General features: G+C 71.7%; 22 protein-coding genes. 14 read left to right on the plus strand and 8 right to left on the minus strand.

Going from position 1 to position 22,769, the window contains the following annotated elements; genetic code table 11:
* Positions 1-408: 408 nt before the first annotated feature.
* Genes ACWEGE_RS14735 through hrcA form a run of 3 tightly spaced genes read right to left on the minus strand, consistent with a single transcriptional unit; the run spans position 409 to position 3,387 of the window.
* Positions 409-1,161 carry a 16S rRNA (uracil(1498)-N(3))-methyltransferase gene (locus tag ACWEGE_RS14735; protein ID WP_449660962.1) on the minus strand — a complete coding sequence of 251 codons (753 nt, stop codon included), beginning with the start codon at positions 1,159-1,161 and terminating at the stop codon, positions 409-411.
* A 2-nt stretch (positions 1,162-1,163) separates the two neighbouring features.
* Positions 1,164-2,330, minus strand: a complete 1,167-nt coding sequence (gene dnaJ, locus ACWEGE_RS14740) for a molecular chaperone DnaJ (protein ID WP_449660963.1) — start codon at positions 2,328-2,330, stop codon at positions 1,164-1,166.
* 31 nt (positions 2,331-2,361) lie between these two features.
* Positions 2,362-3,387, minus strand: a complete 1,026-nt coding sequence (hrcA, locus tag ACWEGE_RS14745) for a heat-inducible transcriptional repressor HrcA (RefSeq protein WP_206792948.1) — start codon at positions 3,385-3,387, stop codon at positions 2,362-2,364.
* A gap of 210 nt (positions 3,388-3,597) precedes the next feature.
* Between hrcA and ACWEGE_RS14750 the strand changes: the two genes are divergently transcribed.
* From ACWEGE_RS14750 to ACWEGE_RS14765, 4 genes are read left to right on the plus strand one after another with little or no spacing between them, the layout of a single operon-like run.
* Positions 3,598-4,017, plus strand: a complete 420-nt coding sequence (locus ACWEGE_RS14750; protein WP_449660964.1) for a YbaB/EbfC family nucleoid-associated protein — start codon at positions 3,598-3,600, stop codon at positions 4,015-4,017.
* A complete protein-coding gene (locus tag ACWEGE_RS14755) occupies positions 4,017-4,343 on the plus strand; it encodes a type VII secretion target (RefSeq protein WP_449660965.1) in 327 nt (108 codons plus the stop codon). The genes ACWEGE_RS14750 and ACWEGE_RS14755 overlap by 1 nt, the downstream gene beginning before the upstream one ends.
* Positions 4,340-5,533: a PPE domain-containing protein gene (locus ACWEGE_RS14760; RefSeq protein WP_449660966.1), complete on the plus strand. Its 1,194-nt coding sequence runs from the start codon at positions 4,340-4,342 to the stop codon at positions 5,531-5,533. The genes ACWEGE_RS14755 and ACWEGE_RS14760 overlap by 4 nt, the downstream gene beginning before the upstream one ends.
* Entirely contained in the window at positions 5,530-6,024 is a 495-nt protein-coding gene (locus ACWEGE_RS14765) for a hypothetical protein (protein WP_449660967.1), read from the plus strand. Before ACWEGE_RS14760 ends, ACWEGE_RS14765 begins: the two co-directional genes overlap by 4 nt.
* Here ACWEGE_RS14765 and ACWEGE_RS14770 read toward each other — a convergent pair.
* Positions 6,005-7,063, minus strand: a complete 1,059-nt coding sequence (locus tag ACWEGE_RS14770) for an aldo/keto reductase (RefSeq protein WP_449660968.1) — start codon at positions 7,061-7,063, stop codon at positions 6,005-6,007. The two genes, ACWEGE_RS14765 and ACWEGE_RS14770, sit on opposite strands and share 20 nt — an antisense overlap.
* Before the next feature lie 112 nt (positions 7,064-7,175).
* Between ACWEGE_RS14770 and ACWEGE_RS14775 the strand changes: the two genes are divergently transcribed.
* Positions 7,176-8,000, plus strand: coding sequence for a helix-turn-helix transcriptional regulator (locus ACWEGE_RS14775; RefSeq protein ID WP_449660969.1), 825 nt, complete (start codon positions 7,176-7,178; stop codon positions 7,998-8,000).
* Here the strand turns inward: ACWEGE_RS14775 and ACWEGE_RS14780 are convergent.
* Positions 7,972-9,462 carry a CoA-acylating methylmalonate-semialdehyde dehydrogenase gene (locus ACWEGE_RS14780; protein ID WP_449660970.1) on the minus strand — a complete coding sequence of 497 codons (1,491 nt, stop codon included), beginning with the start codon at positions 9,460-9,462 and terminating at the stop codon, positions 7,972-7,974. The genes ACWEGE_RS14775 and ACWEGE_RS14780 overlap by 29 nt on opposite strands.
* 133 nt (positions 9,463-9,595) lie before the next feature.
* Between ACWEGE_RS14780 and ACWEGE_RS14785 the strand changes: the two genes are divergently transcribed.
* From ACWEGE_RS14785 to ACWEGE_RS14800, 4 genes are all read left to right on the plus strand, one after another.
* Positions 9,596-11,233: a PucR family transcriptional regulator gene (locus ACWEGE_RS14785; RefSeq protein WP_449660971.1), complete on the plus strand. Its 1,638-nt coding sequence runs from the start codon at positions 9,596-9,598 to the stop codon at positions 11,231-11,233.
* A 58-nt stretch (positions 11,234-11,291) separates the two neighbouring features.
* On the plus strand, positions 11,292-11,624 hold the full coding sequence (locus ACWEGE_RS14790) for an SSI family serine proteinase inhibitor (RefSeq protein WP_449660972.1): 333 nt from the start codon (positions 11,292-11,294) through the stop codon (positions 11,622-11,624).
* 69 nt (positions 11,625-11,693) lie between these two features.
* Positions 11,694-12,527 (plus strand): helix-turn-helix domain-containing protein, encoded by an 834-nt coding sequence (locus ACWEGE_RS14795; protein ID WP_449660973.1) that lies wholly within the window; start codon positions 11,694-11,696, stop codon positions 12,525-12,527.
* Between the two features lies 1 nt (position 12,528).
* On the plus strand, positions 12,529-12,750 hold the full coding sequence (locus ACWEGE_RS14800) for a DUF397 domain-containing protein (protein ID WP_449660974.1): 222 nt from the start codon (positions 12,529-12,531) through the stop codon (positions 12,748-12,750).
* 31 nt (positions 12,751-12,781) lie between these two features.
* On the opposite strand, the gene ACWEGE_RS14805 is transcribed toward ACWEGE_RS14800, so the two are convergent.
* The 3 genes from ACWEGE_RS14805 to ACWEGE_RS14815 form a co-directional block, all read right to left on the minus strand.
* Entirely contained in the window at positions 12,782-14,224 is a 1,443-nt protein-coding gene (locus tag ACWEGE_RS14805; RefSeq protein WP_449660975.1) for a DUF4153 domain-containing protein, read from the minus strand.
* A gap of 360 nt (positions 14,225-14,584) precedes the next feature.
* The gene (locus tag ACWEGE_RS14810; RefSeq protein WP_449660976.1) at positions 14,585-15,577 is read right to left on the minus strand and encodes a HAMP domain-containing sensor histidine kinase; all 993 of its coding nucleotides are present in this window, start codon (positions 15,575-15,577) and stop codon (positions 14,585-14,587) included.
* On the minus strand, positions 15,574-16,269 hold the full coding sequence (locus tag ACWEGE_RS14815) for a response regulator transcription factor (RefSeq protein ID WP_449660977.1): 696 nt from the start codon (positions 16,267-16,269) through the stop codon (positions 15,574-15,576). Before ACWEGE_RS14815 ends, ACWEGE_RS14810 begins: the two co-directional genes overlap by 4 nt.
* 220 nt (positions 16,270-16,489) lie before the next feature.
* On the opposite strand from ACWEGE_RS14815, the gene ACWEGE_RS14820 reads away from it, so the two are divergent.
* From ACWEGE_RS14820 to ACWEGE_RS14840, 5 genes are all read left to right on the plus strand, one after another.
* On the plus strand, positions 16,490-18,049 hold the full coding sequence (locus ACWEGE_RS14820) for an NCS1 family nucleobase:cation symporter-1 (protein WP_449660978.1): 1,560 nt from the start codon (positions 16,490-16,492) through the stop codon (positions 18,047-18,049).
* Between the two features lie 10 nt (positions 18,050-18,059).
* Positions 18,060-18,842 (plus strand): nitrilase-related carbon-nitrogen hydrolase, encoded by a 783-nt coding sequence (locus ACWEGE_RS14825; RefSeq protein WP_310972674.1) that lies wholly within the window; start codon positions 18,060-18,062, stop codon positions 18,840-18,842.
* Positions 18,842-20,224, plus strand: coding sequence for a dihydropyrimidinase (gene hydA, locus ACWEGE_RS14830; protein ID WP_449660979.1), 1,383 nt, complete (start codon positions 18,842-18,844; stop codon positions 20,222-20,224). Before ACWEGE_RS14825 ends, hydA begins: the two co-directional genes overlap by 1 nt.
* 7 nt (positions 20,225-20,231) lie before the next feature.
* Positions 20,232-21,230 carry a TIGR03842 family LLM class F420-dependent oxidoreductase gene (locus ACWEGE_RS14835; RefSeq protein ID WP_449660980.1) on the plus strand — a complete coding sequence of 333 codons (999 nt, stop codon included), beginning with the start codon at positions 20,232-20,234 and terminating at the stop codon, positions 21,228-21,230.
* Positions 21,231-21,301: 71 nt separating this feature from the next.
* Positions 21,302-22,747, plus strand: a complete 1,446-nt coding sequence (locus ACWEGE_RS14840; RefSeq protein WP_449660981.1) for an alpha/beta hydrolase — start codon at positions 21,302-21,304, stop codon at positions 22,745-22,747.
* Positions 22,748-22,769: the final 22 nt, after the last annotated feature.

A 22,769-nucleotide genomic window follows, 5' to 3' on the forward strand; every position in this document is an offset into this window, starting at 1 on the left:
CCCGCGCTTCCCCCCGGGCGCGTCGCTGTGTTTGCGGCGCCCGCGGGCCGGCCCCCCCCCCCCCCCCCGGCCCCCCCCCCCCCCCCCCCCCCCCCCGGGGGGGGGGGGGGGGGGGGCCCCCCCCCCCGCTGGGGGTCTGGGGGTTTGACCCCCAGAGAAAACAACGAAACCAGAACCGCGGCTCGACCGCGAGCGAAGCGAGCGAGGAGATGCCGCGGTGGCGGTGAAGCCTGGGGGTCGCCTCACCGCGACCGCGGCGGCCGCCGGACCGAGGGGGGAGGTGCCCGGCGGAGTCTTTCTTCCCAGTGCGCACCGAGACGATGAACGGTGCGTTAGTAAATGAGAGTAACGGGTCGGAGCGTGATCGCGCCATAACTGGGCGCAAATTTCGCCTGGTTTTTTGGTGATCTACTGCCAGCGGGTGGTGAGTGCGCCGAGGGCGCCGAGGGCCACCGCGGCCGCGGTGGAGGTCCGCAGCACCGTCGTGCCCAGGCGCACCGCCTGGGCGCCGGCTTCGCGCAGGGCAGCGAGTTCGTCGTCGGTGATGCCGCCTTCGGGGCCCACGACCAGCAGCACGTCGCCGGTGTCGGGCAGCGCCAGGTCGGTGAGCCGGTCCGGTACGTCCGATTCCAGCACGATGGCCAGGGACGTGGTCGCCACGAGCCCGGCCAGCTCGCCCGTGGTCACCGGCTCGGTGACCTCCGGGACGTGCGCCCGCCGGGCCTGTTTCGCGGCCGCCCGGGCCGTGGCCCGCCACCGCGCGAGCGCCTTGTCGCCGCGGCCGCCGTCTTCCCACTTCGCGACGCTCCGAGCGGCCCGCCACGGGACGATCGCGTCGACCCCGGCCTCGGTGGCGAGTTCGACGGCGAGTTCCCCGCGGTCGCCCTTGGCCAGCGCCTGGGCGACCAGGACGCGCAGCGCGGGCGGCTCCTCGGTCCACGACGACTCGACCGACAGCGTCACCAGCGCGTCCCGCCCGGTTTGGACGCCCTCGACGACGCAGCGGGCCATCGCGCCCGCGCCGTCGGACAGGACCAGCCGCTCGCCCACGCGCAGGCGGCGGACCGTGGCTGCGTGCCGGGCCTCCTCGCCGTCGAGGAGCGCGCGGCCCGAAGCCGGCACCGACGCGGCGAGGAAGACCGGCAGGGTGGTGTCGGGCACGGTCAGCGGTGGTTCTTGGCGCGGAGCTTGGAGAACAGCCCGCCGTGCTTGGTGCCGTTGGACGCCAGCGTCGGGACCTCTTCGCCGCGCTGCTGGGCCAGCTCGACGAGGAGTTCGCGCTGGGCCTCGTCGAGCTTGGTCGGGACCACGACGTCGATGTGGACGTGCAGGTCGCCGCGGCCGTCGACGCGGCCGGAGGACCGCAGCCGCGGCATGCCCTTGCCGGTGAGGACGAGCTCGGCGTTGGGCTGGGTGCCCGGTTCGACGTCGAGCTCGTAGTCGCCGTCGACCAGGGTCGAGATCGGCACCGTGGCGCCGAGCGCGGCCGTGGTCATCGGGATGCGGAAGTTGCAGTGCAGGTCGTGGCCCTGCCGGACGAAGACCTCGTGCGGGGTCTCGTCGATCTCGACGTACAGGTCGCCGGCCGGGCCGCCGCCGGGGCCGACCTCGCCCTGGCCGGACAGCCGGATGCGCATGCCGTCGCCGACGCCCGGCGGGATCTTCGCGGTGACGTTGCGGCGGGCGCGGATGCGGCCGTCGCCGCCGCACTGGCGGCAGGGGTCGGGGATGACCTCGCCGAAGCCGCGGCAGACCGGGCAGGGGCGGGCCGTGACGACCTGGCCGAGGAACGACCGCTGGACGGACTGGACCTCGCCGGCGCCGCCGCAGGTGTCGCAGGTCTTGACCGAGGTGCCTTCGCTGGTGCCCGCGCCGCGGCACAGGTCGCAGACGATCGCGGTGTCGACGGCGATCTCCTTGTCGACGCCGGTGGCGCACTCCTCGAGGGTGAGCCCGAGCCGGATCAGCGCGTCGGAGCCGGGCTGGACGCGGCTGCGCGGGCCCCGCCCGCGCCCGCCGCCCCCGCCGGCCGCGCCGAAGAAGGCGTCCATGATGTCGCCGAGGCCGCCGAAGCCGGCGAACGGGTCGCCGCCGCCCCCACCGCGCGCGCCGTTGTCCATCGGGTCGCCGCCGAGGTCGACGATCTTGCGCTTCTGCGGGTCGGACAGCACTTCGTACGCCGTCGTGACCTCGGCGAACTTGTGCTGCGCGTCGTCCGACGGGTTGACGTCGGGGTGCAGCTCACGGGCCAGCTTCCGGTACGCGCGCTTGATCTCCTGATCGCTCGCGTTCTTGGCCACCCCGAGGATGCCGTAGTAGTCCCTCGCCACCGTCTCTGCTTCTCCTTCTGCTCTGCCCGGCTCAGCGGCCGGCCAGGATCTGCCCCACGTAGTTGGCGACCGCCCGCACCGCGGCGATCGTGCCCGGATAGTCCATCCGGGTCGGGCCGACGACTCCCATGCCGCCGAGCACGACGTCGTCGCGGCCGTAGCCGATCGAGACGACCGAGGTGCTGCGCATCTGCTCGTCTTCATTTTCCTCACCGATGCGCACCGTGATCGCACCGGGGTTGCGCGCGGCGGCCAGCAGCTTCAGCACGACGACCTGTTCCTCGAGCGCTTCGAGGACCTGGCGCAGCGAGCCGGGGAAGTCGGCGACGTTGCGGGTGAGGTTCGCGGTGCCGCCGAGCACCAGGCGCTCCTCCGGGTGTTCGGCCAGCGACTCGACCAGCACGGTGGTGACGCGGATGAGCGCGTCCCGCAGCTCGCCGGGCGACTTGTCGGGCAGCTCGGCGACGCGCGCCGCGGCGTCGTTGAGCCGCCGTCCGGACATCGCGGCGTTGAGCACGGTGCGGAGCCGGGCGACGTCCTCTTCGGTGACGACGTCGCCGAGGTCGACCGTGCGCTGGTCGACGCGCCCGTTGTCGGTGATCAGCACCAGCATCAGCCGCGCCGGGGTGAGCGGCACCACTTCGAGGTGCCGGACCTTGGCGTTGGTCAGCATCGGGTACTGGACCACGGCGACCTGGCGGGTCAGCTGCGCGAGCAGCCGGACCGAGCGCCGGAGGACGTCGTCGAGGTCGGTGCCGCTGTCGAGGAACGTGGTGATGGCCCGCCGCTCGGCCGCGCTCAGCGGCTTGATCTCCGACAGGCGGTCGACGAAGAGGCGGTAGCCCTTGTCGGTCGGGACCCGGCCGGCACTGGTGTGCGGCTGGGTGATGTAACCCTCTTCTTCGAGCGTCGCCATGTCGTTGCGCACGGTGGCGCTCGACACACCCAGGTTGTGCCGCTCGACGATCGCCTTGGACCCGACGGGTTCCTGGTTGGACACGTAGTCGGCCACGATCGCGCGCAGCACGTCGAAGCGGCGCTCCTCCGCGTTGGCCACCGGTTCCTCACCTACCTCGCTCGCTGCTCGCTCCGAGTTTACGGAAGCCTGAGCCCGGCGCGCTCAACACGGGCCGCCCGCGCCGGGTAAAGAGCACGCAAACCGATGCCCATGAATTGTTCTGGAAATACTTTTCCAGCTTGAATGGGGAACCGAAAACCGGTTTGCTCCCTCTGAGTCACACATCCTTCCCCGACTGACGAGGTCGCCGTGAACAATTTTGACCCGGCTTCGGCCGGTATGCCCGAAATCGCCCGGCGCGCGGCCGAGGCGAAGGCTCGTCTCCAGCGTGTCTCGGCGACCGCCACGAGCGCCGACGGGGCCGTCACGGTCACCGTCAACACCGCCGGTGCGCTGCAGGAACTCAGCTTCGGCCCGCGCGCGGGCGAGCTGCCGAGGACCCGGCTGGCGCAGGCTGTCCTGGCCGCGGCCAAGCGCGCCCAGCTCGACGCCGCGCAGCAGCTGACCGGCATCATGGCGCCGGTGATCGGCGAGCGCAGCGAAGCGATGGAATTCCTCAAGGAACAGATTCCGGCGCCCGAAGTCCCCGAAGAACACCGCGGGGAACCGCGCCGGAAACCGCCGTCCGACGACGACTTCGGCGGCCCGATCCTGCGCCGGGGGCTGTGATGACTCTGCAAGCTCTGAAGGTCGACTTCGACGTCCTCGGCGGCCACGAGGACGAGATCCGCGAGATCGCCGCCAAGGTCCAGCAGGCGCTCGACGCCGCCGGCACCGCGCAGGCCCTCGACTTCGACGCGTTCGGGCTGGTCGGGCAGGTCTTCGCGGTCCCCATCCAGGCGTGGGTCGACACCGCCGACAGCTTCCTCGCCGCCGCGGTCGAGGCCGGCCACGAAGTCGCGGACCGGGTGAAGACCGCCCACACCGCGTTCCGCGACCACGAGCACAAGACGAAGTGCCTGATCGAAGGCATCGGCAAGGAGCTGCCCGCATGACGGAGAACGCACTGGTCGCGACGGCCGAGCCGGCGAACGGCTTCTGGAGCGGCATGGGCGACGGCTCGAAGGGCGAGCTGGACAACCTCAACGCGCAGACCGGCGGCGCCGGCATCTTCAGCGATGCGGCGTCGACGCTCACCGACGCCCGCAACGGCGACTGGGGCAACTTCGCCATGGACGTCGGCACGGACGCCCTCGACCTGCTCGGCGCCGCGATGGACCCGCTCGGCACCCTGGCGAGCGCCGGGGTCGGCTGGCTGATCGAGCACATCAGCTTCCTCAAGGACGGCCTCGACAAGCTCGCCGGCAAGCCCGAGTCGATCACCGCCAAGGCCGTGACCTGGACGAACATCGCCAAGCAGCTCACCGAGACGGCCGAGAGCTACGAGCAGAAGGCGAAGGCGGTCCAGCAGTCCTTCAGCGACTGCGGGTCCGCCGAGGCCTACCAGCGGACGGCGGAGAGCTACGTCGGCGTCCTGCGCGGCGCGGCTTCGCACGCCGAAGGCGCGTCGACGGCGATGAACGTCGGCGCGGCCCTGGTCGGCACCGAGCGCGGGCTGATCCGGGACATGATCTCGTCGTTCGTGGGCGAGCTGATCGTCAAGGCGCTGGCCGCGCTGGCGGCGTCGTGGTGCACCTTCGGCGGCACGATCGCGGCGTTCATCGCGGACACGGTGATCGAGGGCGGCGTGCTGGCGGAGAAGATCAGCACGCGCATCGCGAAGATCGTCGAGAAGCTGGAGGGCCTGGCGAAGGGCGCGGGCAAGTCGAAGGCGGCCCTCGAAGGCGCGGCGAACGCGCTGAAGAAGGCGGGCAAGGCGGCCGACCGGATCGTGGACAAGAGCGTGGACACGGCGGCGGGCATCGAGCGCAGGGCCGACGAGCTGAAGCAGGCGGGCCGCGAGGCGAAGTCCGCCGAGGAGACGGCGAAGGGCTGGAGCGACGCCGCCAAGGAGCGCGTCCCGGGCCGCGAGAAGCTCGAAGGGCCTGGCCAGTACTCCGAGGAGGGCCGCAGCTTCCTCAACCAGAAGAAGTGGCGGGAAGGCGACGGGGTGCCCGGGTTCGACCTCGCCGACGGGATCGGCGTGGCGGCCGAGGGCCGCCGCCAGGAAAACGAGCAGTACGACCGCTACCACGAGGCCCGGGAAGCCTACGAGAAGGAACACCCCGAGGGGGAGGGCGAGTGAACGACCGGCCGGAAGTGGAGCTGGCCAACCGCAACGGCCGGCTCCACCCCGCGCAGCGCGGCAAGCTGCTCGACCCGGCCTTCTGGGCCGCGGCGGTCCTCGTCGTCGCCGGTCTGGTGGTGACGGCGAGCATCGCGCTCGTGGCGGAGACCGCGGGCGAGGTGCTCGGCACGGTGGTCCCGCTCCTGGCGATCACCGGCTGGTTCGCGTTCGTCTGCTGGCGGCGGCTCGCCGACGCCTTCGGCGGCCGGCTGGTCGCGGTCACGGGCTGGACGCACGACTTCGACACCGCCCGCCTCACCGACGAGTACCCGATCGGCCTGCACCGCAGCCCCGAGGGGTTCAAAAGCCTCGAATCGTTCAGCCTGCGCGCCGGCGGCCGGACCTACCCGCTGGAGCGGAAGCTCCGCGGGCGGATCCAGCCGGAGCGGGTCAACACCGTGCTGATCGCCCCGCGCTCCAAGCTGCTGGTCAACGTCCTGCCGTCGTGACCCGCGGCTCGATCACCATTTCCCCGCGGGTCACCGCGCGGAGGTGCTCGCCGCCGAGCAGGTCGTGCGGGTAGCCGAGCTCGATCGCGCTCACCTCGTCGAGGCGGGCCAGCTGCTCCGGCGTGAACTCGACGTCGAGGGCGCCCAGGTTGCCCTCCAGCTGGTCGAGCGTGCGGGCGCCGACGACCGGCGCCGTCACGCCCGGGTTCCGCAGCGTCCAGGCCAGCGCGACCTGCGCGGGCGTGTGCCCCGCCGCTTCCGCGACCTCGGTGACGACGTCGGCGATGGCGAGCGTGCGGTCGGTGACCATGCCCAGTCCCGCGTTGAAGCTGCGGCGGGTGCTCTCCCCGGACCCGGCGCCGCGGTACTTGCCCGACAGCACGCCGCCGCCCAGGGGCGAGTACGGCGTCACGCCGAGGCCGAGCTCCCGTGCCATCGGGATCAGGTCGCGTTCGGCGTCCCGCCGGATCAGGCTGTACTCGACCTGCAGCGCGATCAGCGGCGACCAGCCCCGCAGGTCGGCGATCGCCTGCATCCGCGAGACCTCCCAGGCCGGGACGTTCGACATCGCCACGTACCGGACCTTGCCCTGGCGGACCAGGTCGTCGAGGCCGCGCAGGATCTCCTCCACCGGTGTCGTGAAGTCCCAGACGTGCAGGAACAGGACGTCGAGGTAGTCCGTGCCCAGCTGCCGCAGGCTGGCTTCGACGGACCCGAACAGGCTCTTGCGGTGCGGGCCGCCGGAGTTCGGGTCGCCGGGGCGGCGCAGCGTCGTGTACTTGGTCGCCAGCACCAGGCTTTCGCGGCGCTCGCGGGCGAACTCGCCCAGCAGCCGCTCGGAGCTGCCGTCGGTGTACGTCGGGGCCGTGTCGAGGAAGTTGCCGCCCCGTTCGACGTAGGTGTCGAACAGCTTGCGGGCCTCGGCCGCCTCCGCGCCCCAGCCCCACTCGGTGCCGAAGGTCGCCGTGCCCAGCGCCAGCGGGGAAACCCGCAGCCCGGACCGGCCCAGCAGCCGGTAGGTGTCGAGGGTGAGTGCCATCGGTTCCTCCTGTGGTCGCAGCGTCGGGCACCAGCCTGGAACCGGGGCGGACCGGGGGTAAGGGAAGGAAGTTCCTGGGAACACGAGTCCCACCCCGGCGGTTGGACCGGACATGATCACCGCCACCCTGGAGCTGGCCGCGTTCCTGCGGACCCGGCGGGAACGCCTGGACCCGCGCGACTTCGGCCTGCCGGTGCGCCGGTCGCGGCGGACCCCGGGCCTGCGCCGCGAAGAGGTCGCCGAGCTGGCCGGGGTCAGCGTCGACTACGTCGTGCGGCTGGAGCAGGCCCGCGGGTTGCGCCCTTCGGCGGCCGTGGTGGAGGCGCTGTCGGGGGCGTTGCGCCTGACCGAGGAAGAACGCGCCTACTTCTTCGACCTGACCGGGCAGCGTCCCCGTGGCACCGGCGAGCCCGCCACCGCCGCCGAGCCGTCGCTCGCGCGGCTGGTCGAAGACCTGTCGCCGCTGCCGGTCATGCTGCTGAACCACCGCTTCGACATCCTCGCCTGGAACGAGGAGATGGCGCACCTGCTGCTGGACTTCGCCGAACTGCCGCCGTCACGGCGGAACGCGATGTGGCTGTGCCTGCTGCACCCGGAGGTCCGCGAGTACTACGTCGACCGCGAACGCGTGGTGCGCGAAGGGATCAACCACCTGCGCACCGCGTGGGCCGCGCACCCGGACGACCCCGTGCTGACCGCGCTCATCGCCGAATGCACCGACGGCAACGAAGAGTTCGCGCGGTTGTGGGCGGAACGGGACGTCCGCGGCACCGGCCGCGGGAGCAAGGTGCTGCGCCACCCCGCCGCCGGGGTGGTCGCCGTCGACTTCGAAGTCCTCGTGCCGTTGCGGGACGCCGGCCAGCGGCTGCTGATCGGCCGTCCCGCGGACGACGCGAGCCGGGCCGCGCTCAGGAGTTGCGCGGGAAGCCCAGGTTGACCCCGGCGTGCGAGCGGTCCGGCCAGCGGGAGGTGACCACCTTCGTCCGGGTGAAGAAGTGGAACCCTTCCGGCCCGTACGCGTGGCTGTCGCCGAACAGCGAGTCCTTCCAGCCGCCGAACGAGTAGTAGCCGACCGGGACCGGGATCGGGACGTTGACCCCGACCATGCCCACCTCGACCTCGTTCTGGAACTTCCGCGCGGCCGCGCCGTCACCGGTGAAGATCGCCGTGCCGTTGCCGTACGGGTTGGCGTTGATCAGCTCCAGCGCCTCGTCGTAGGAGGCCGTGCGGGCCACCGACAGCACCGGGCCGAAGATCTCGTCGGTGTAGATCGACATCTCCGGGCGGACGTGGTCGAACAGCGTCGGGCCGAGCCAGAAGCCGTCCCCGGGCACCTCGATCCCGCGGCCGTCGACGACCAGGGACGCACCCTCGCCCACTCCGGCGTCCACATAGGACTCGACGCGGGCGTGGTGGGCCTTGGTGACCAGCGGGCCCATCTCCGACTCCGGGTCACGGCCGTCGCCGACGCGCAGCCGGGCCATCCGCTCGGTGATCTTCTGCACGAGTGCGTCGCCGACCGGGTCGACGGCCACCACCACCGAAACCGCCATGCACCGCTCCCCCGCCGAGCCGAACCCGGCCGACACGGCGGCGTCGGCGGCCAGGTCGAGGTCGGCGTCCGGCAGCACCACCATGTGGTTCTTCGCGCCGCCGAGCGCCTGGACGCGCTTCCCGTGCCGGGTACCGGTCTCGTAGACGTACCGCGCGATCGGCGTCGACCCGACGAACGAGATCGCCTTGACGTCGCGGTGCGTCAGCAGCCCGTCCACGGCCACCTTGTCGCCGTGCAGCACGTTCAGCACGCCCGCCGGCAACCCGGCCTCGGCGAACAGCTCCGCGATGAACACCGCCGCCGACGGGTCCTTCTCGCTCGGCTTGAGCACGACGGTGTTCCCGCAGGCCAGCGCGTTGGGCACGAACCACAGCGGCACCATGGCCGGGAAGTTGAACGGCGAGATCACGCCGACCACGCCCAGCGGCTGGGCGATCGAGTAGACGTCGACGCCGGTGGAGGCGTTCTCGCTGAACCCGCCCTTGAGCAGCTGGGCGGCACCGCAGGCGAACTCGACGTTCTCGATCGCGCGGGCGATCTCCCCGGCCGCGTCGGACTCGACCTTGCCGAGCTCGCTCGTGACGATCTTCGCCAGCTCGTGCTTGCGCGCGGACAGCAGCTCGCGGAAGGCGAACAGCACCCGCGTCCGGCCGGCCAGCGACGTCCCGCGCCAGCCCGGCAGCGCCGCCTTGGCCGCGGCGACGGCGGCTTCGACCTCGGCGTCGCCCGCGAAGTCGACGTGCGCCCTGACCTGGCCGGTGGCCGGGTCGAAGACCTCTCCGGAGCGAGCGGCGGTCCCGCTGAACGGCTTGCCGTCGATCCAGTGGCTGATGCGGTCGGTCACGGCGGGCACTCCTTCGCTGGCGGCAACGTCCGCCCTGAGTCTCCGGGCGGGCGCCACGCCAGGCCATCGGCAACGTGTACGCACTAGCCGTCGCGGCCGTACAGTCTGTCCCTGCCGATCATCTCGAGGAGCCATGTACCCGACCGTTGCCGAGGTCCTCGCGCTGCCGGTGCTGCGCCAGGGCCGTCCGCACGTCGTCGCCGGCGCGGCCGGGCTGGACGCGCCGGTGCGCTGGGCCCACGTCGCCGAGGTCGCCGACATCGCGCACCTGCTGCGCGGCGGCGAGCTGGTGCTGACCACCGGCGTCGCGCTGCCCGACGACGGCCCGGCGCTGGCCCGCTACGTCGCCGACCTGGCCGGGGTCGGCGCGGCCGGGGTGGTGGTCGAGCTGGTCCGGCACTGGAGCGACAAGCTGCCGTCCGCGCTGGTCGGCGCGGCCGAGGAGCACGGACTCCCCCTGGTGACGCTCTCGCGCGAGACGCGGTTCGTGAGCGTCACCGAAGCGGTGAACGGCCAGATCGTCGACGCCCAGGTCGCCGAGCTGCGCGCCGCCGAGCGCGTGCACGAGACGTTCACCGCGCTGACGGTCGCGGGCGCCGAACCCGGCGTCGTCCTGGGTGAGGTCGCCCGGCTCACCGAGCAGCCGGTGGTGCTGGAGACGCTGTCGCACGAGGTCCTCGCCTACGACGCGGCCGGCACCGACCCGGCCGAGCTGCTCACCGGCTGGCCGGCCCGGTCGCGAGTGGTCCAGGTCGGCGAGCGGACCGGCTACCACCCCGGGTCGGGCTGGCTGGTGACCGTGGTCGGCGCGCGCGGGCACGACTGGGGACGGCTGATCCTCGTCTGCGCCGACCAGCCGCCGCACCGCCACCGGGTGGTCGCCGAGCGGGCCGCGTCGGCGCTGGCCGTGCACCGGCTGGTCGCCAAGGACTCCGACGGCCTCGAGCGCCAGGCCCACCGCGCGGTGCTCGCCGAGCTGCTGGCGTCCCCGGCGCCGACGGCCGAGCTGCTGGCCCGCGCGTCGGCGCTGGCCGTGCCGCTGCCCGGGCGGCAGCTGGTCGGGCTGGCGGTCCGGCCGCGGCTGACCGCGACAGCGCGGCCTGCGTTGTCGACGCCGCCGGTGCTGCGCGAGCTGGCCGAGGCGACGGTGCTGGCGGCGCGCCGCGCGAAGGTGTCGGCCCTGGTGGCGACGGACGACCTCGGCGTGCGGGCGCTGATCGCGCTGTCGCCGGAGGCGAACGCCGACGCCGTGCTGCACCGCCTCGCCACCGACGTCCACGAAGCCCGCGGCAGCGCGCCGGGCGTGCTCGCGGTCGGGACGACGGTGACGTCCCCGGCCGAAGCCCGCCGGACGCTGCTGGAAGCGAGCCAGGTCGCCGCGGCGGCGCTGGGCGCGGGCGTGGAACGGCCGCTGCACCGGCTGTCCGACGTCCGCCTGCGCGGCCTGCTGCACCTGCTGTCCGGCGACGAGCGCGTGACGGCTTTCGCGGCACGCGAGCTCGGGCCGTTGCTCCAGCGCGACGCCGCGACGGGCAGCCGGCTGGTGCAGGCGTTGCGGCACTACTGCGAGCAGGGCGGCAACAAGTCGGCGGCGGCCGCGGCGGCCCACACGTCCCGGACGGCGTACTACCAGCAGCTCGCCCGGATCGAGCAGGTCCTGGGGGTGCGGCTGGAGGACCCGGAGTCGATGTTGTCGCTGTACGTGGCCCTGCTGGCAGCGAACCTCACCCGGCCGAGCGAAGAAGACTCACCCGGACGTGCAGCACAGTGATCGGCTCCGGACGGCCGATGACACCGATATGGCCTTGATCCCGTTGGCAGCGTGCTTGATGAGCATCGGCTGTCTGGCGCCGGCGCAACCCCCGGCCTCGACGCTGCACCTGACCACCCACGACACCGCCGGCCGCATCGGCTCGGTGGTCCTGACGTGCGAGCCCGCGGGCGGCACGCACCCCAAGCGCGACAAAGCGTGCGCGGTGCTGACGAGCGCGGGTGGTGACTTCTCTCGGATCAACGCGCGGCACCAGGCGTGCACGCTGATCTACGCACCGGTGGAAGCGACGGCGATCGGCACCTGGCGCGGAAAGCCGGTGTCGTACAAGACGACGTACGCGAACCGCTGCGAGGCCGATCGGGATTCGGACGAGGTCTTCGCGTTCTGACACGCTTCCGCGACAGCGGACCGGCATCACCCGATGGGGCACGGCCTGCTCCCCGGCAGGCTGTGCCCCATGCCACCACCGATCGCCACGCCCCGGGCCCGCGCGCTGGGTTTCGGGATGAAGAGAGCCAGGCAGGCCCGCGGTTTGAAGGTCCGCGAGCTGGGCCGGTTGATAGATGTGCTGCCGCAGAACATCTCGAACTGGGAAAGCGGCAAGCGAGTACCGAAGATCGAGGATGTCGCGACGATCCTCACCGCGCTGCGGGTGGAATCCGGCGAACGTGACCGGCTCCTGGAGCTGGCCCGCAACGCCAACGAACCCAACTGGCTCGAGCAGCACGCGCCTCCCACGGCGACGTTCGTCGAGTACGAGCGGACCGCCACCGAGATGTTCGAGTGGGCTTCGGGGTTGATCCCCGGGCTTCTGCAGACACCCGCCTACATGCGGGCGATCTTCGCCGCCGCGGCGCGCCCGAAGCAGGACATCGAGAAGCATGTGATCGTCCGCCTCGCCCGCCGCGATGTCCTGACCGGCTGGCAGGCGCTGCAGTACCGGGCGGTGCTCAATGAGTCGGTGCTGCGCCAGAACATCGGCGACCAGCCGGTGATGGCCGAGCAGCTCCGCCACGTGCTCGCAGCCTCCCGCGCACGCAACGTTTCGGTTCGCATCCTGCCGGAGCGCTGCGGCTACCACCCGGGGCTTTACGGGCCGTTCGTGATCTTCGACTTCGCAGACCTGCCGCCGATCGTCTATCTGGAGCACTACCGCAGCAACGGTTACGTCTACCATGACGATCACCTGGCCGACTACCGTGGGGCAGTGGCGACCTTGTCCGCCCTGGCGTTGAGCGAGCACGATTCGGAGCAGCTCATCCAGGGGGTGATCACCGAACTGGAGGCCTGAAATGTCAGATGCCGCCTGGCGGAAGTCCTCTCACAGCGGCGAAGACCCCGAAGGCAATTGCGTGGAAGTGCGGCTCGCGGGGCTGTCGCAGATCCGCGACACGAAAGACCGCTCGGGCGGCACACTCTCCGTTACCACCCGATCGTGGGAAGCCCTGCTGGCCGACGTGACTGCGCGGAAGCCGCCGGGCCGCCCCCACGACGGCCCGGTGGCTCCCGCGTAACTCTTAACCACGGGCTACTCGCCGGTCCGGTTCAGCCGCAGGCGGTGACCGGGCCGAACGTCACCTCACGAGCCGTCGAGCGGCTGAGGTTCCACTCCGGCCAGGCGTCCGGGGTGTCGTCGCGCAGGACCTGCCGGAGCACGCACGTGCGCAGCGGCTCGTGCAGGCGGTCCGAGACGACCGGGACCACGTCGGCGGAGAAGCGGGCCAGGTAACGGTCGTCGAGGGGCTTGCCGGTGGCCGCGCGGTCGAGGTTGGCGTCGGCGATCAGGCGTTCCGGGTCCAGGACGGCCAGCACCAGCAGCGCCGCCGCGGCCGTGCCGATCGCCGCGCGGGGCAGCCACGCCGGGCGCAGCCGGACCAGGGCTGCCAGGACCAGCACGAACAGCGCGCCGAACCAGAGTTCGCAGACCTCGACCAGCAGCCGCAGCACGGTGAAGCCGTACGCCTGCTGGTACGTCCACATGCGACTCAACGCGGAACCGACGAGCACCAGGGACAGCGCGCTGAGCGCTCCGAGCAGGACGCGCTGCCGGAGCCGGTCGGCCTTCGTCGAGTCCGGCGCCCACCGCAGTGCCGCGGCGACGACGGCCAGCGTCAGGACGGTGACGGCGCACAGCTGCCAGAAGCCGCCGCGGGCGTACTCGGCCGACGTCAGATCGCTGGTGCGCAGGACGTATTCGGTCCCGCCGAACAGCACGACCAGCCGCACCCCGACGAAGACGCCGAACACCAGGACGAGGACGGCGAGCGGGACCGTCCACTCCAGACCGTATCCGGTCCGGTGTGGACGGACGACGGACGCGCGCGGCGCGGGCGCGGCCAGGAAGTAGCAGGCCCCGGCGACGACCAGGCTGACGACGGCGAACACCGAGCACCACCGCACGAGCGTCGCGACGCTGAGATCGGGGACGACGGCGTTGACGACGGCGGCGAAGGCGGCGTCGGCACTGGCGAGCAGCGGCACGAAGACCCCGACGATCCCGGCGGCGGCGAGCACGGCGAGGGCGATCCGCCGGGCCACTCCGTCGCGGCGGGCGGTGAACCGGCCGGCCCCGCGCCCGACCCACGGAACGGCCCGGAAGGCCTCGATCGGGACGGCGAGCATGTCGTAGAGAACGGAGTTGACGGTCCGCTCCCCGACGACGGCCAGCGACCCGGCCACCGCGGCGGCGATGACGCAGAGGACGAACAGCCACCCGGACGCCCGCACGGCGCCCACGGCGAGCAGCGCGAGCGCGAGAGCGGCCCACCCGGCGCTGCGCCAGGTGAAGACCCCCGGCGCCCCCTCCCGGGAGCGCCGGTCGGCGACGAAGACACCGCCGGCAACGGCCAGCCCGGAGAGCAGCCACCCCACCCCGGGCCGGTCGACGGGCAGGAGAAGCGCGCCCGCAACCCCGGCCAGCCCGGCGGCCGGGAGAACGGAGGCAGGCAGCGGAACGACAACGGACTTCGGCGGCGGCACCGGCGGCATGAGCACAGGTGGCGCGGCAACGGCCACCCCGCCACCCGCGGTCGAAGCACCGGGCGGCACAACGGCGCCCCCACCAGGACCGGCCCCCGAGGCCTCCGAGCCCCGCTCCGCGAGCGCCGCCGCACCCCCGCCCCGCCGCGACCGCGGCCCCACCTCCGCCGACTCGCCCACGGCCACCCGCGGCACACCCGCGTCCGAATCCCCGCCGACCCCCACCTTTGGCCCGCCCCCACCCGACCGCTTCCCCCGCGGCACCCTTTCCCCGGCCCCGCCCACACTGCTCTTCGGCATCTCCGCCCACTTCCCGTTCGCAAATCCCACGGCCCGCACCCACCCCACGGGCCACCGCCAACCCCAGCCCTAAGCCGGCAACGTCACCCGGATCCGGCTGCCCGTCCCCGGTGACTGGTCCACCACGCCGATCGTCCCGCCGTGCAGGTCCACCGCCCACCGGGCGATCGCCAGCCCGAGCCCCGTCCCCCCGCCGGACGGCCGCTCCCCGCGGGTGAACCGCTCGAACACCCGCTCGCGGTCCGCCGGCGCGATCCCCGGCCCCTCGTCGCACACGTCGATGCGCACTTCCCCCTGCCGCACCTGCGCCACCACCCGGACCTGCCCACCCGCCGGGCCGTGGCGGGCCGCGTTCTCCAGCAGGTTCGCCACCACCTGGAACAGCCGCCCGCGGTCCGCCGTCACCACCGCTCCCTCCGGCGACACCGACACCTCGAACGTCACCCCGCGGCCCGCGAACCGCGCCTCCCCCACCGCTTCCGACAGCAGCGACCACAGCGAAAACGCCGTCTTCTGGAGCGGCAGCGCCCCCGCGTCCAGCCGCGAGAGGTCCAGCAGCTCGTCCACCAGCGAAGCCAGGCGCTCGGTCTGCTGCAACGCCGTCTTCAACGTCGCCGGATCGGGTTCCTCGACGCCGTCGACGAGGTTCTCCAGCACCCCGCTCAACGCCGTGATCGGCGTCCGCAGCTCGTGGGACACGTTCGCGATCAGCTCGCGGCGCTGCCGGTCGGCGTTCCCGAGGTCGCCCGCCATCTGGTTGAACGCCTGGGCCAGTACCCCGACCTCGTCCCGCGTGGTGGCCCGGATCCGGCGCGTGTAGTCGCCCTTGGCCATCGCCCGCGCCGCCGCGGTCATCTCCCTCAGCGGCCGCGTCATGCCGTGCGCCAGCACCTGCGACAACACCAGCGCCAGCACCATCGCGGTGATCGTCGTCTTCGGCGGCAGCCAGCCGATCTGCCAGTTGAAGAACGCGAACGCCACCCCACCCGAGGCGACCATCAGGATCGCCAGCTTCAGCTTGATCGACCGGATCCGATCCAGCGGCCGCGGCACGAAGTTCACGATCCCGCCTCCAACGCGTAGCCGACGCCGTGCACCGTCCGGATCAGGTCCGCGCCGAGCTTCCGCCGCAGCGCCTTGATGTGGCTGTCCACCGCCCGGGTGCCCGAGGACGTGCCGTGGACGTCCCAGTCCCACACCTCCGACAGCAGCCGTTCCCGCGGCTGCACCACTCGCGGCCGCCGCGCGAAGTGCACCAGCAGGTCGAACTCGATCGGCGTCAGCTGCGCCGCGACGCCCGCCCGCGCGACCCGCCGCTGGTCGACGTCGATTTCGAGGTCACCCAGCACGATCCGGGCCCCCGACGCACCGGCCGACGAACGCTCGACCCGCCGCAGCAGCGCGTGCACCCGCGCGGTCAGCACCCGCATCGAGAACGGCTTGGTCAGGTAGTCGTCGGCGCCGACGCCGAGCCCGACCAGCAGGTCCGTCTCGTCGGCGCGCGCGGTCAGCATCAGCACCGGCACCGGACGCCGCCCCTGGATCCGGCGGCAGACCTCCAGGCCGTCGAACCCCGGCAGCATCACGTCCAGCACGACCAGGTCCGGCTCCCCGGAGGCCTCGGCCGCGACCGCCGCCGGTCCGTCGTGGACCACGTCCACCCCGAACCCCTCGGCCCGCAGCCGGGCCGCGATCGACGCGGCGATCGTGACGTCGTCCTCGACGACCAGCACCCGCCGCCCACCCAGTTCCATGACCACGACCCTAAGCACCCCCGGTGGAGACGGTTCGCGTGAAGTGTGAAGATCCTGTGGAGACGTTTCACCCTCTTTGCCGGTTCATGACGGCCGGATGTGTGACCCAGGTCATGCACTCCGGCACCCCTTCGCGCAATCGACAGACTGCACTCCTGATCTGCGAAGAGTGAACAGAGTGCCGTTGCCACGGCCCTGACCTGGCGCGCAGGATTCCGCAATGGCGCCGACACCCGCAGACCAGCGCGTGCACGACGACGGCCGGGTCGAGCTCGACCCCGCCGACGTCCGGTCTCTCGAAGGCAGCCGGTTCTTCAACGAGGAACTGGCCCCCGTCCCCGTCGCAAAACGGACCTGGACCACCTACAACTACTTCGCGCTCTGGATGGGGATGGCGCACAACATCCCCAGCTACGCCCTGGCCGCGTCGCTCATCGCGCTCGGCATGAACTGGGTGCAGGCGCTGATCACCATCACGATCGGCAACCTCGTCGTGCTCGCGCCGATGCTGCTCAACAGCCACGCCGGCACGAAGTACGGCATCCCGTTCCCGGTGTTCGCCCGCGCCTTCTACGGCCTGCGCGGCGCCAACCTGGCCGCGCTGCTGCGCGCGTTCATCGCGTGCGGCTGGTTCGGCATCCAGACGTGGGTCGGCGGCGAGGCCATCTACGTCATCCTCGGCAGGCTGCTCGGCTCGTGGTGGCGCGACTCCGCCGTGGTCGCCGGGCAGCACTGGACGCTCTGGCTGTCCTTCGTGGTCTTCTGGATCGGCCAGATGCTGATCATCTGGCGCGGCATGGAGGCGGTCCGCCGGTTCGAGAACTGGACGGCGCCGCTGGTGTCCGTCGGTTTCCTGATCATGCTCGGGTACGTGCTGGTCAAGGCGGGCGGGCTCGGCCCGATCCTGTCCGACGGCGGCAAGCTCGGCTGGGGCCCGGACTTCTGGAAGGTGTTCGCGCCCGCGCTGATGGCGATGATCGCGTTCTGGTCGACGCTGTCGCTGAACATGCCGGACTTCACCCGCTTCGGCGGCAGCCAGCGCAAGCAGGTCCGCGGCCAGATCCTCGGCCTGCCGACGACGATGACGTTCATCGCGGTCGTGGCCATCCTGACCACCTCGGGCGGCAAGCTGCTCTACGGCGAAGAGCTGTGGGACCCGTCGAAGCTCGCGGACCGGTTCTCCAGCCCGATCGTGGTCGTCGTGGCCCTGATCGCGCTGGTGCTGGCGACGATCTCGGCGAACCTGGCGGCCAACGTCGTCAGCCCGTCCTACGACTTCTCGAACGCCTTCCCGAAGAAGATCACCTTCGCGATCGGCGGCGGGATCACCGGCGTCATCGGCGTCCTCATCCAGCCGTGGCGGCTGTACTCCGACCCGAACATCTACATCTTCGCGTGGCTCGGCTTCTACGGTGGCCTGCTCGGGGCGGTCGCCGGGGTGCTCGTCGCCGGGTACTGGGTCGTCAACCGCACGAAACTGCGGCTGAAGGACCTCTACACACCCGATGGGGTGTATTGGTTCAGCGGCGGCTGGAACTGGCGCGCGCTGGTCGCCACGCTGGTGGGAGCCGTTCTCGCGGTCGGCGGCGCGTACGGCGGGCCGTTCCCCGAGAGCGGCCTGATCCCGTTCCTCAAGCCGCTTTACGACTACAACTGGGTGGTCGGCCTGGTCGGCGCGTTCGTCGTCTTCGCCGCCCTGTCCCTGCCCCTGTCCACAACGAAGGAGGAAATCAGTGAGCGTGGTTCGAGCCGGCCTGATCCAGCAGCGGTGGACGGGTGACAAGGAGTCCATGATCAAGGCGGCGGTCGACCACATCGGCACCGCCGCTTCCCAGGGCGCCCAGGTCGTCTGCCTCCAGGAGCTGTTCTACGGGCCGTACTTCTGCCAGGTGCAGGACGCCGACTACTACTCCTACACCGAGGCCATCCCGGACGGGCCCACCACGAAGCTCATGCAGGAGGTGGCCGAACGCCACGGCGTCGTGCTGATCGTGCCGATGTACGAGGTCGAGCAGCCCGGCGTCTACTACAACACCGCCGCGGTGATCGACGCCGACGGCACCTACCTCGGCAAGTACCGCAAGAACCACATCCCGCAGGTCAAGGGGTTCTGGGAGAAGTTCTACTTCCGTCCCGGCAACCTCGGCTACCCGGTGTTCGACACGGCCGTGGGCCGCATCGGCGTCTACATCTGCTACGAGCGGCACTTCCCGGAGGGCTGGCGCGCGCTCGGCCTGGCCGGGGCGAAGATCGTGTTCAACCCCTCGGCGACCAGCCGCAGCCTGTCGCAGTACCTGTGGAAGCTGGAGCAGCCGGCGGCCGCGGTGGCGAACGAGTACTTCGTCGGCGCGATCAACCGCGTGGGCGTGGAGCCGCTGGGCGACAACGACTTCTACGGCCAGACGTACTTCGTCGACCCGCGCGGCCAGCTGGTCGGCGACGCCGCGTCCGACACCGAGGACGAGGTGGTGGTGCGCGACCTCGACCTGTCGCTGCTCGAGGAGGTCCGGAACACGTGGGCGTTCTACCGCGACCGCCGCCCGGACACCTACGGCCCGCTCGCGGAGGCCTGATGACCACGCTCATCCAGGGCGGCCAGGTCGTTTCGCCGTCCGGTGCGCTCCTGGCGGACGTCCTCGTCGACGGCGAGACCATCGCCGCCGTCGGGGCGCCCGGGACGCTGACCGGCGACGAGACGATCGACGCCACCGGGAAGTACGTGCTGCCCGGCGGCATCGACGCCCACACCCACATGGAGATGCCGTTCGGCGGCACGCACTCGGTCGACACCTTCTCCACCGGGACGACGGCGGCCGCATGGGGCGGGACCACCACGATCATCGACTTCGCCGTGCAGAGCAAGGGCACGTCCCTGTTGTCCACTTTGGACAAATGGCACGCGAAGGCCGACGGGAACTGCGCGATCGACTACGGCTTCCACATGATCGTCTCCGACGTCAACGACCAGTCGCTGAAGGAGATGGAAGCCTGCGTCGACGGCGGCGTCGGCAGCTTCAAGATGTTCATGGCGTACCCGGGGGTGTTCTACTCCACGGACGGGGAAATCCTGCTCGCGATGCAGAAAGCGCGGGAAATCGGCGCTACGATCATGATGCACGCGGAAAACGGCATCGCGATCGACCAGCTGGCGGCGCAGGCGTTCGCCGCGGGCAACATCGACCCCGTGCAACACGGCCTGACCAGGCCGCCGGAACTGGAAGGAGAAGCCACGTCGCGGGCGATCCAGCTCGCAAAGGTGACCGGCGCACCGCTGTACATCGTGCATCTGTCGGCGTCGCAGGCGCTGGCCGCGGTGGCGGAAGCGCGCAACGACGGCCAGAACGTCTTCGCGGAGACGTGCCCGCAGTACCTCTACCTGTCCATTGAGGACTTGGCGAAGCCGGACTTCGAGGGCGCGAAGTACGTGGCTTCGCCGCCGCTGCGGGATAAGTCGCACCAGGCCGACCTGTGGCGGGGCCTGCGGACCAACGACCTGTCCGTGGTGTCCACCGACCACTGCCCGTTCTGCTTCAAGGACCAGAAGGAGCTGGGCCGCGGCGACTTCCGGGCCATCCCGAACGGGATCCCGGGTGTCGAGCACCGGATGGACCTGCTACACCAGGGCGTCGTCGCCGGCGAGCTGACGCTCGGCCGCTGGGTCGAGACGTGCTCGGCAACGCCGGCGCGGATGTTCGGGCTGTACCCGAAGAAGGGAGTCATCGCGGCGGGTTCGGACGCGGACATCGTGATCTACGACCCTTCGGCAACGCAGACGCTGTCGGCTGAGACACACCACATGAACGTGGACTACTCGGCGTACGAAGGGCTCGAGATCACCGGCCGGGTGCACACGGTGCTGTCACGTGGGCGCGTCGTGGTGTCGCCGGACGGGTTCACCGGGTCGACGTCACACGGCAAGTTCCTGTCCCGCTCGCTCAACCAGTACCTGAACTGAGGTTGCGATGGACTTCGGAATCGTGCTGCAGACCGACCCGCCCGCGCGGGACGTCGTGCGGCTCATGAAGGACGCCGAAGACGCCGGGTTCCGCTACGGCTGGACGTTCGACTCCTGCGTGCTGTGGCAGGAACCGTTCGTCATCTATTCCGCCGTGCTGGCCGCGACGTCGTCTCTCGTCGTCGGACCGATGGTGACCAGCCCGGGCACGCGGGACTGGTCGGTGCTGGCGTCGACGTTCGCCACGCTCAACGACATGTACGGCAACCGGACGGTGTGCGGCATCGGCCGCGGCGACTCGGCGCACCGGGTGGTCGGGCTGCCGCCGTCGGACCTGGCGACCGTGCGGGACTGCATGCGGACCGTGAAGGACCTCGCCGAAGGCCGCGAGGCGGAACTGCGCGGGAAGGCCGTGCAGATCCCGTGGGTCCGCAACGGGCAGCTCGAGATGTGGATGGCCGGGTACGGGCCGAAGGCGCTGAAGACGGTCGGCGAGCACGCCGACGGCTTCATCCTCCAGTGCGCCGACCCGGCGATCGCCCGCTGGACGATCGGCGCGGTCCGTGATGCGGCCCGGGCGGCCGGGCGCGACCCGGGCGGCATCACGATCTGCGTCGCGGCCCCGGCGTACGTCGGCGAAGACCTGCCCCACCAGCGCGAACAGCTGCGCTGGTTCGGCGGGATGGTCGGCAACCACGTCGCGGACCTGGTGGCGCGGTACGGCTCGTCGGGCGCGGTACCGCGCGAGCTGACCGACTACATCCGCGAGCGGGAAGGCTACGACTACAGCCACCACGGCAAGGCGGGCAACCCGTCGACGGAGTTCGTCCCGGACGAGATCGTCGACCGGTTCTGCCTGCTGGGGCCGGCGTCCGCCCACGTCGAGCGGCTGCAGGAGCTGGCCGAGCTGGGCGTGGACCAGTTCTCGCTGTACCTGATGCACGACGACCGCGAAGCGACGCTGGCGGCCTACGGGTCGCAGATCATCCCGAAGCTCACCGCGTAGGGCCCGCCCCACCGCGGATCCGGGGGCGCGCACCAGCGCGTCCCCGGATCCGGTGGCGAGACCATCGGCGGATGAATCCTCGGAAACTCCGTGTTGCGCTGGCGCTGGGGGCCGCCGCGGGCGCGGTCGCCTTGAGTGCGCCCGTGGCCGCGGCGAGCCCCGCCCGGATCGTCTGGGAAGACTCCTGCCCGGCCGGCTACGAGTGCGGCCACCTCGACGTGCCACTGTCCTATCAGGACCCTTCGGCGGGCACGGTCCGCATCGCGGTGGGCCGGTTGCCCGCCGCCGACCAGGCCCACAAGCTGGGCACGATCTTCGCCAACCCGGGCGGCCCCGGCTCGTCCGGCCGGTTCGCGCCCGCGTTGACCCCGGCCCTGCACGCCCGCTTCGACATCGTCGGCTTCGACCCGCGCGGGGTCGGCGCCAGCTCGAAGATCCACTGCTTCACCGACCCGTCGCAGCTCGAAGTGCTGCAACGCGCGCTCGGCACCTTCCCCTTGACCCGCGCGGCCGAGCAGCAGCAGATCGCCGACACGCGCACGGTCACCGACCTCTGCGAACAGAACGCGGGTCCGCTGGCGAACCACCTCTCGACCGGGACGATCGCCCGTGACCTGGACAGGCTGCGCGCGGCGTTCGGAGAGCCGAAGCTCCGGTACTACGGCAAGTCGTACGGCACGTACCTCGGCGAGACGTACGCGAACCTGTTCCCCGGCCGGGTCGGTTCGATGGCTCTCGACGCGGTCGACGACCCGGTGCGCTGGTCGACCGGCGCCGCGCCGATGAGCTATCGCCTCCAGGGTTTCTCGGACGCGCCACGGGCGCTGGAGTCCTTCCTGACCGCCTGCGGCGCCCGCTGCACGTTCGACTACGACGCCATCCTCGACAGGCTCGAACGCGGCCCGATCACGGTGACCGACCCGGCCGGGCGGCAGACCGTCGTCACGTACCAGAGCGCCATCGCCCGCATCCACGACTACCTGACCGACGCCCGGTCGGCGCCGCAGCTGGCGGCGTTCCTCCGAGCACTGGCCGACCCGGCGTCCCCGGCCCCGGCCACCCAGGGCGGCCCACCGGACATCGACTCCCTCCTGGGCGGCGGCGCCACACTCTGTTCGGACGCGGCAAACCCGCGAGACCCGGCCGTCTGGTGGGACTACGCCCGGCGCGCGGACCGGATCGGCCGCGGCTTCGGCCGGTTCGACGTCTACAAGACGCTGCCGTGCGCGAGCTGGGAGGTGACGGACCCGGGCCGCTACGCCGGACCGTGGAACCGCCCCACGGCCCCGATCCTCCTGCTGGCCAACCGCCAGGGCGACCTGGAGACACCGTATGCCGGAGCGCAACGCACGGAGCGCCTGCTGGCGAACGCGCGCTTGCTGACCCTGGACACGTACGGCCACGGCGCCCGGGGCAAGAGCGCCTGCATCGACGACCGGCTGGACGGCTACTTCACCACGGGCGCACTACCGGCACCGGCCACGCTCTGCGCACTGGACCACGACCCGTTCGGCTGAGCACCGCCGGCCGCCGTGGGGC

Source organism: Amycolatopsis sp. NPDC004747 (genome assembly GCF_053601335.1).

What these genes read in the sequence shown, in the direction of transcription:
- ACWEGE_RS14815 (WP_449660977.1), bottom strand. Translation starts at nt 16,269, where the DNA reads ATGGAACTGGGTGGGCGGCGGGTGCTGGTCGTCGAGGACGACGTCACG.
- ACWEGE_RS14805 (WP_449660975.1), bottom strand. Translation starts at nt 14,224, where the DNA reads ATGCCGCCGGTGCCGCCGCCGAAGTCCGTTGTCGTTCCGCTGCCTGCC.
- ACWEGE_RS14775 (WP_449660969.1), top strand. Translation starts at nt 7,176, where the DNA reads ATGATCACCGCCACCCTGGAGCTGGCCGCGTTCCTGCGGACCCGGCGG.
- ACWEGE_RS14785 (WP_449660971.1), top strand. Translation starts at nt 9,596, where the DNA reads ATGTACCCGACCGTTGCCGAGGTCCTCGCGCTGCCGGTGCTGCGCCAG.
- ACWEGE_RS14835 (WP_449660980.1), top strand. Translation starts at nt 20,232, where the DNA reads ATGGACTTCGGAATCGTGCTGCAGACCGACCCGCCCGCGCGGGACGTC.
- ACWEGE_RS14840 (WP_449660981.1), top strand. Translation starts at nt 21,302, where the DNA reads ATGAATCCTCGGAAACTCCGTGTTGCGCTGGCGCTGGGGGCCGCCGCG.
- ACWEGE_RS14800 (WP_449660974.1), top strand. Translation starts at nt 12,529, where the DNA reads ATGTCAGATGCCGCCTGGCGGAAGTCCTCTCACAGCGGCGAAGACCCC.
- ACWEGE_RS14755 (WP_449660965.1), top strand. Translation starts at nt 4,017, where the DNA reads ATGACTCTGCAAGCTCTGAAGGTCGACTTCGACGTCCTCGGCGGCCAC.
- ACWEGE_RS14825 (WP_310972674.1), top strand. Translation starts at nt 18,060, where the DNA reads ATGATCAAGGCGGCGGTCGACCACATCGGCACCGCCGCTTCCCAGGGC.
- ACWEGE_RS14820 (WP_449660978.1), top strand. Translation starts at nt 16,490, where the DNA reads ATGGCGCCGACACCCGCAGACCAGCGCGTGCACGACGACGGCCGGGTC.
- ACWEGE_RS14795 (WP_449660973.1), top strand. Translation starts at nt 11,694, where the DNA reads ATGCCACCACCGATCGCCACGCCCCGGGCCCGCGCGCTGGGTTTCGGG.
- ACWEGE_RS14770 (WP_449660968.1), bottom strand. Translation starts at nt 7,063, where the DNA reads ATGGCACTCACCCTCGACACCTACCGGCTGCTGGGCCGGTCCGGGCTG.
- ACWEGE_RS14790 (WP_449660972.1), top strand. Translation starts at nt 11,292, where the DNA reads ATGAGCATCGGCTGTCTGGCGCCGGCGCAACCCCCGGCCTCGACGCTG.
- hydA (WP_449660979.1), top strand. Translation starts at nt 18,842, where the DNA reads ATGACCACGCTCATCCAGGGCGGCCAGGTCGTTTCGCCGTCCGGTGCG.
- ACWEGE_RS14760 (WP_449660966.1), top strand. Translation starts at nt 4,340, where the DNA reads ATGACGGAGAACGCACTGGTCGCGACGGCCGAGCCGGCGAACGGCTTC.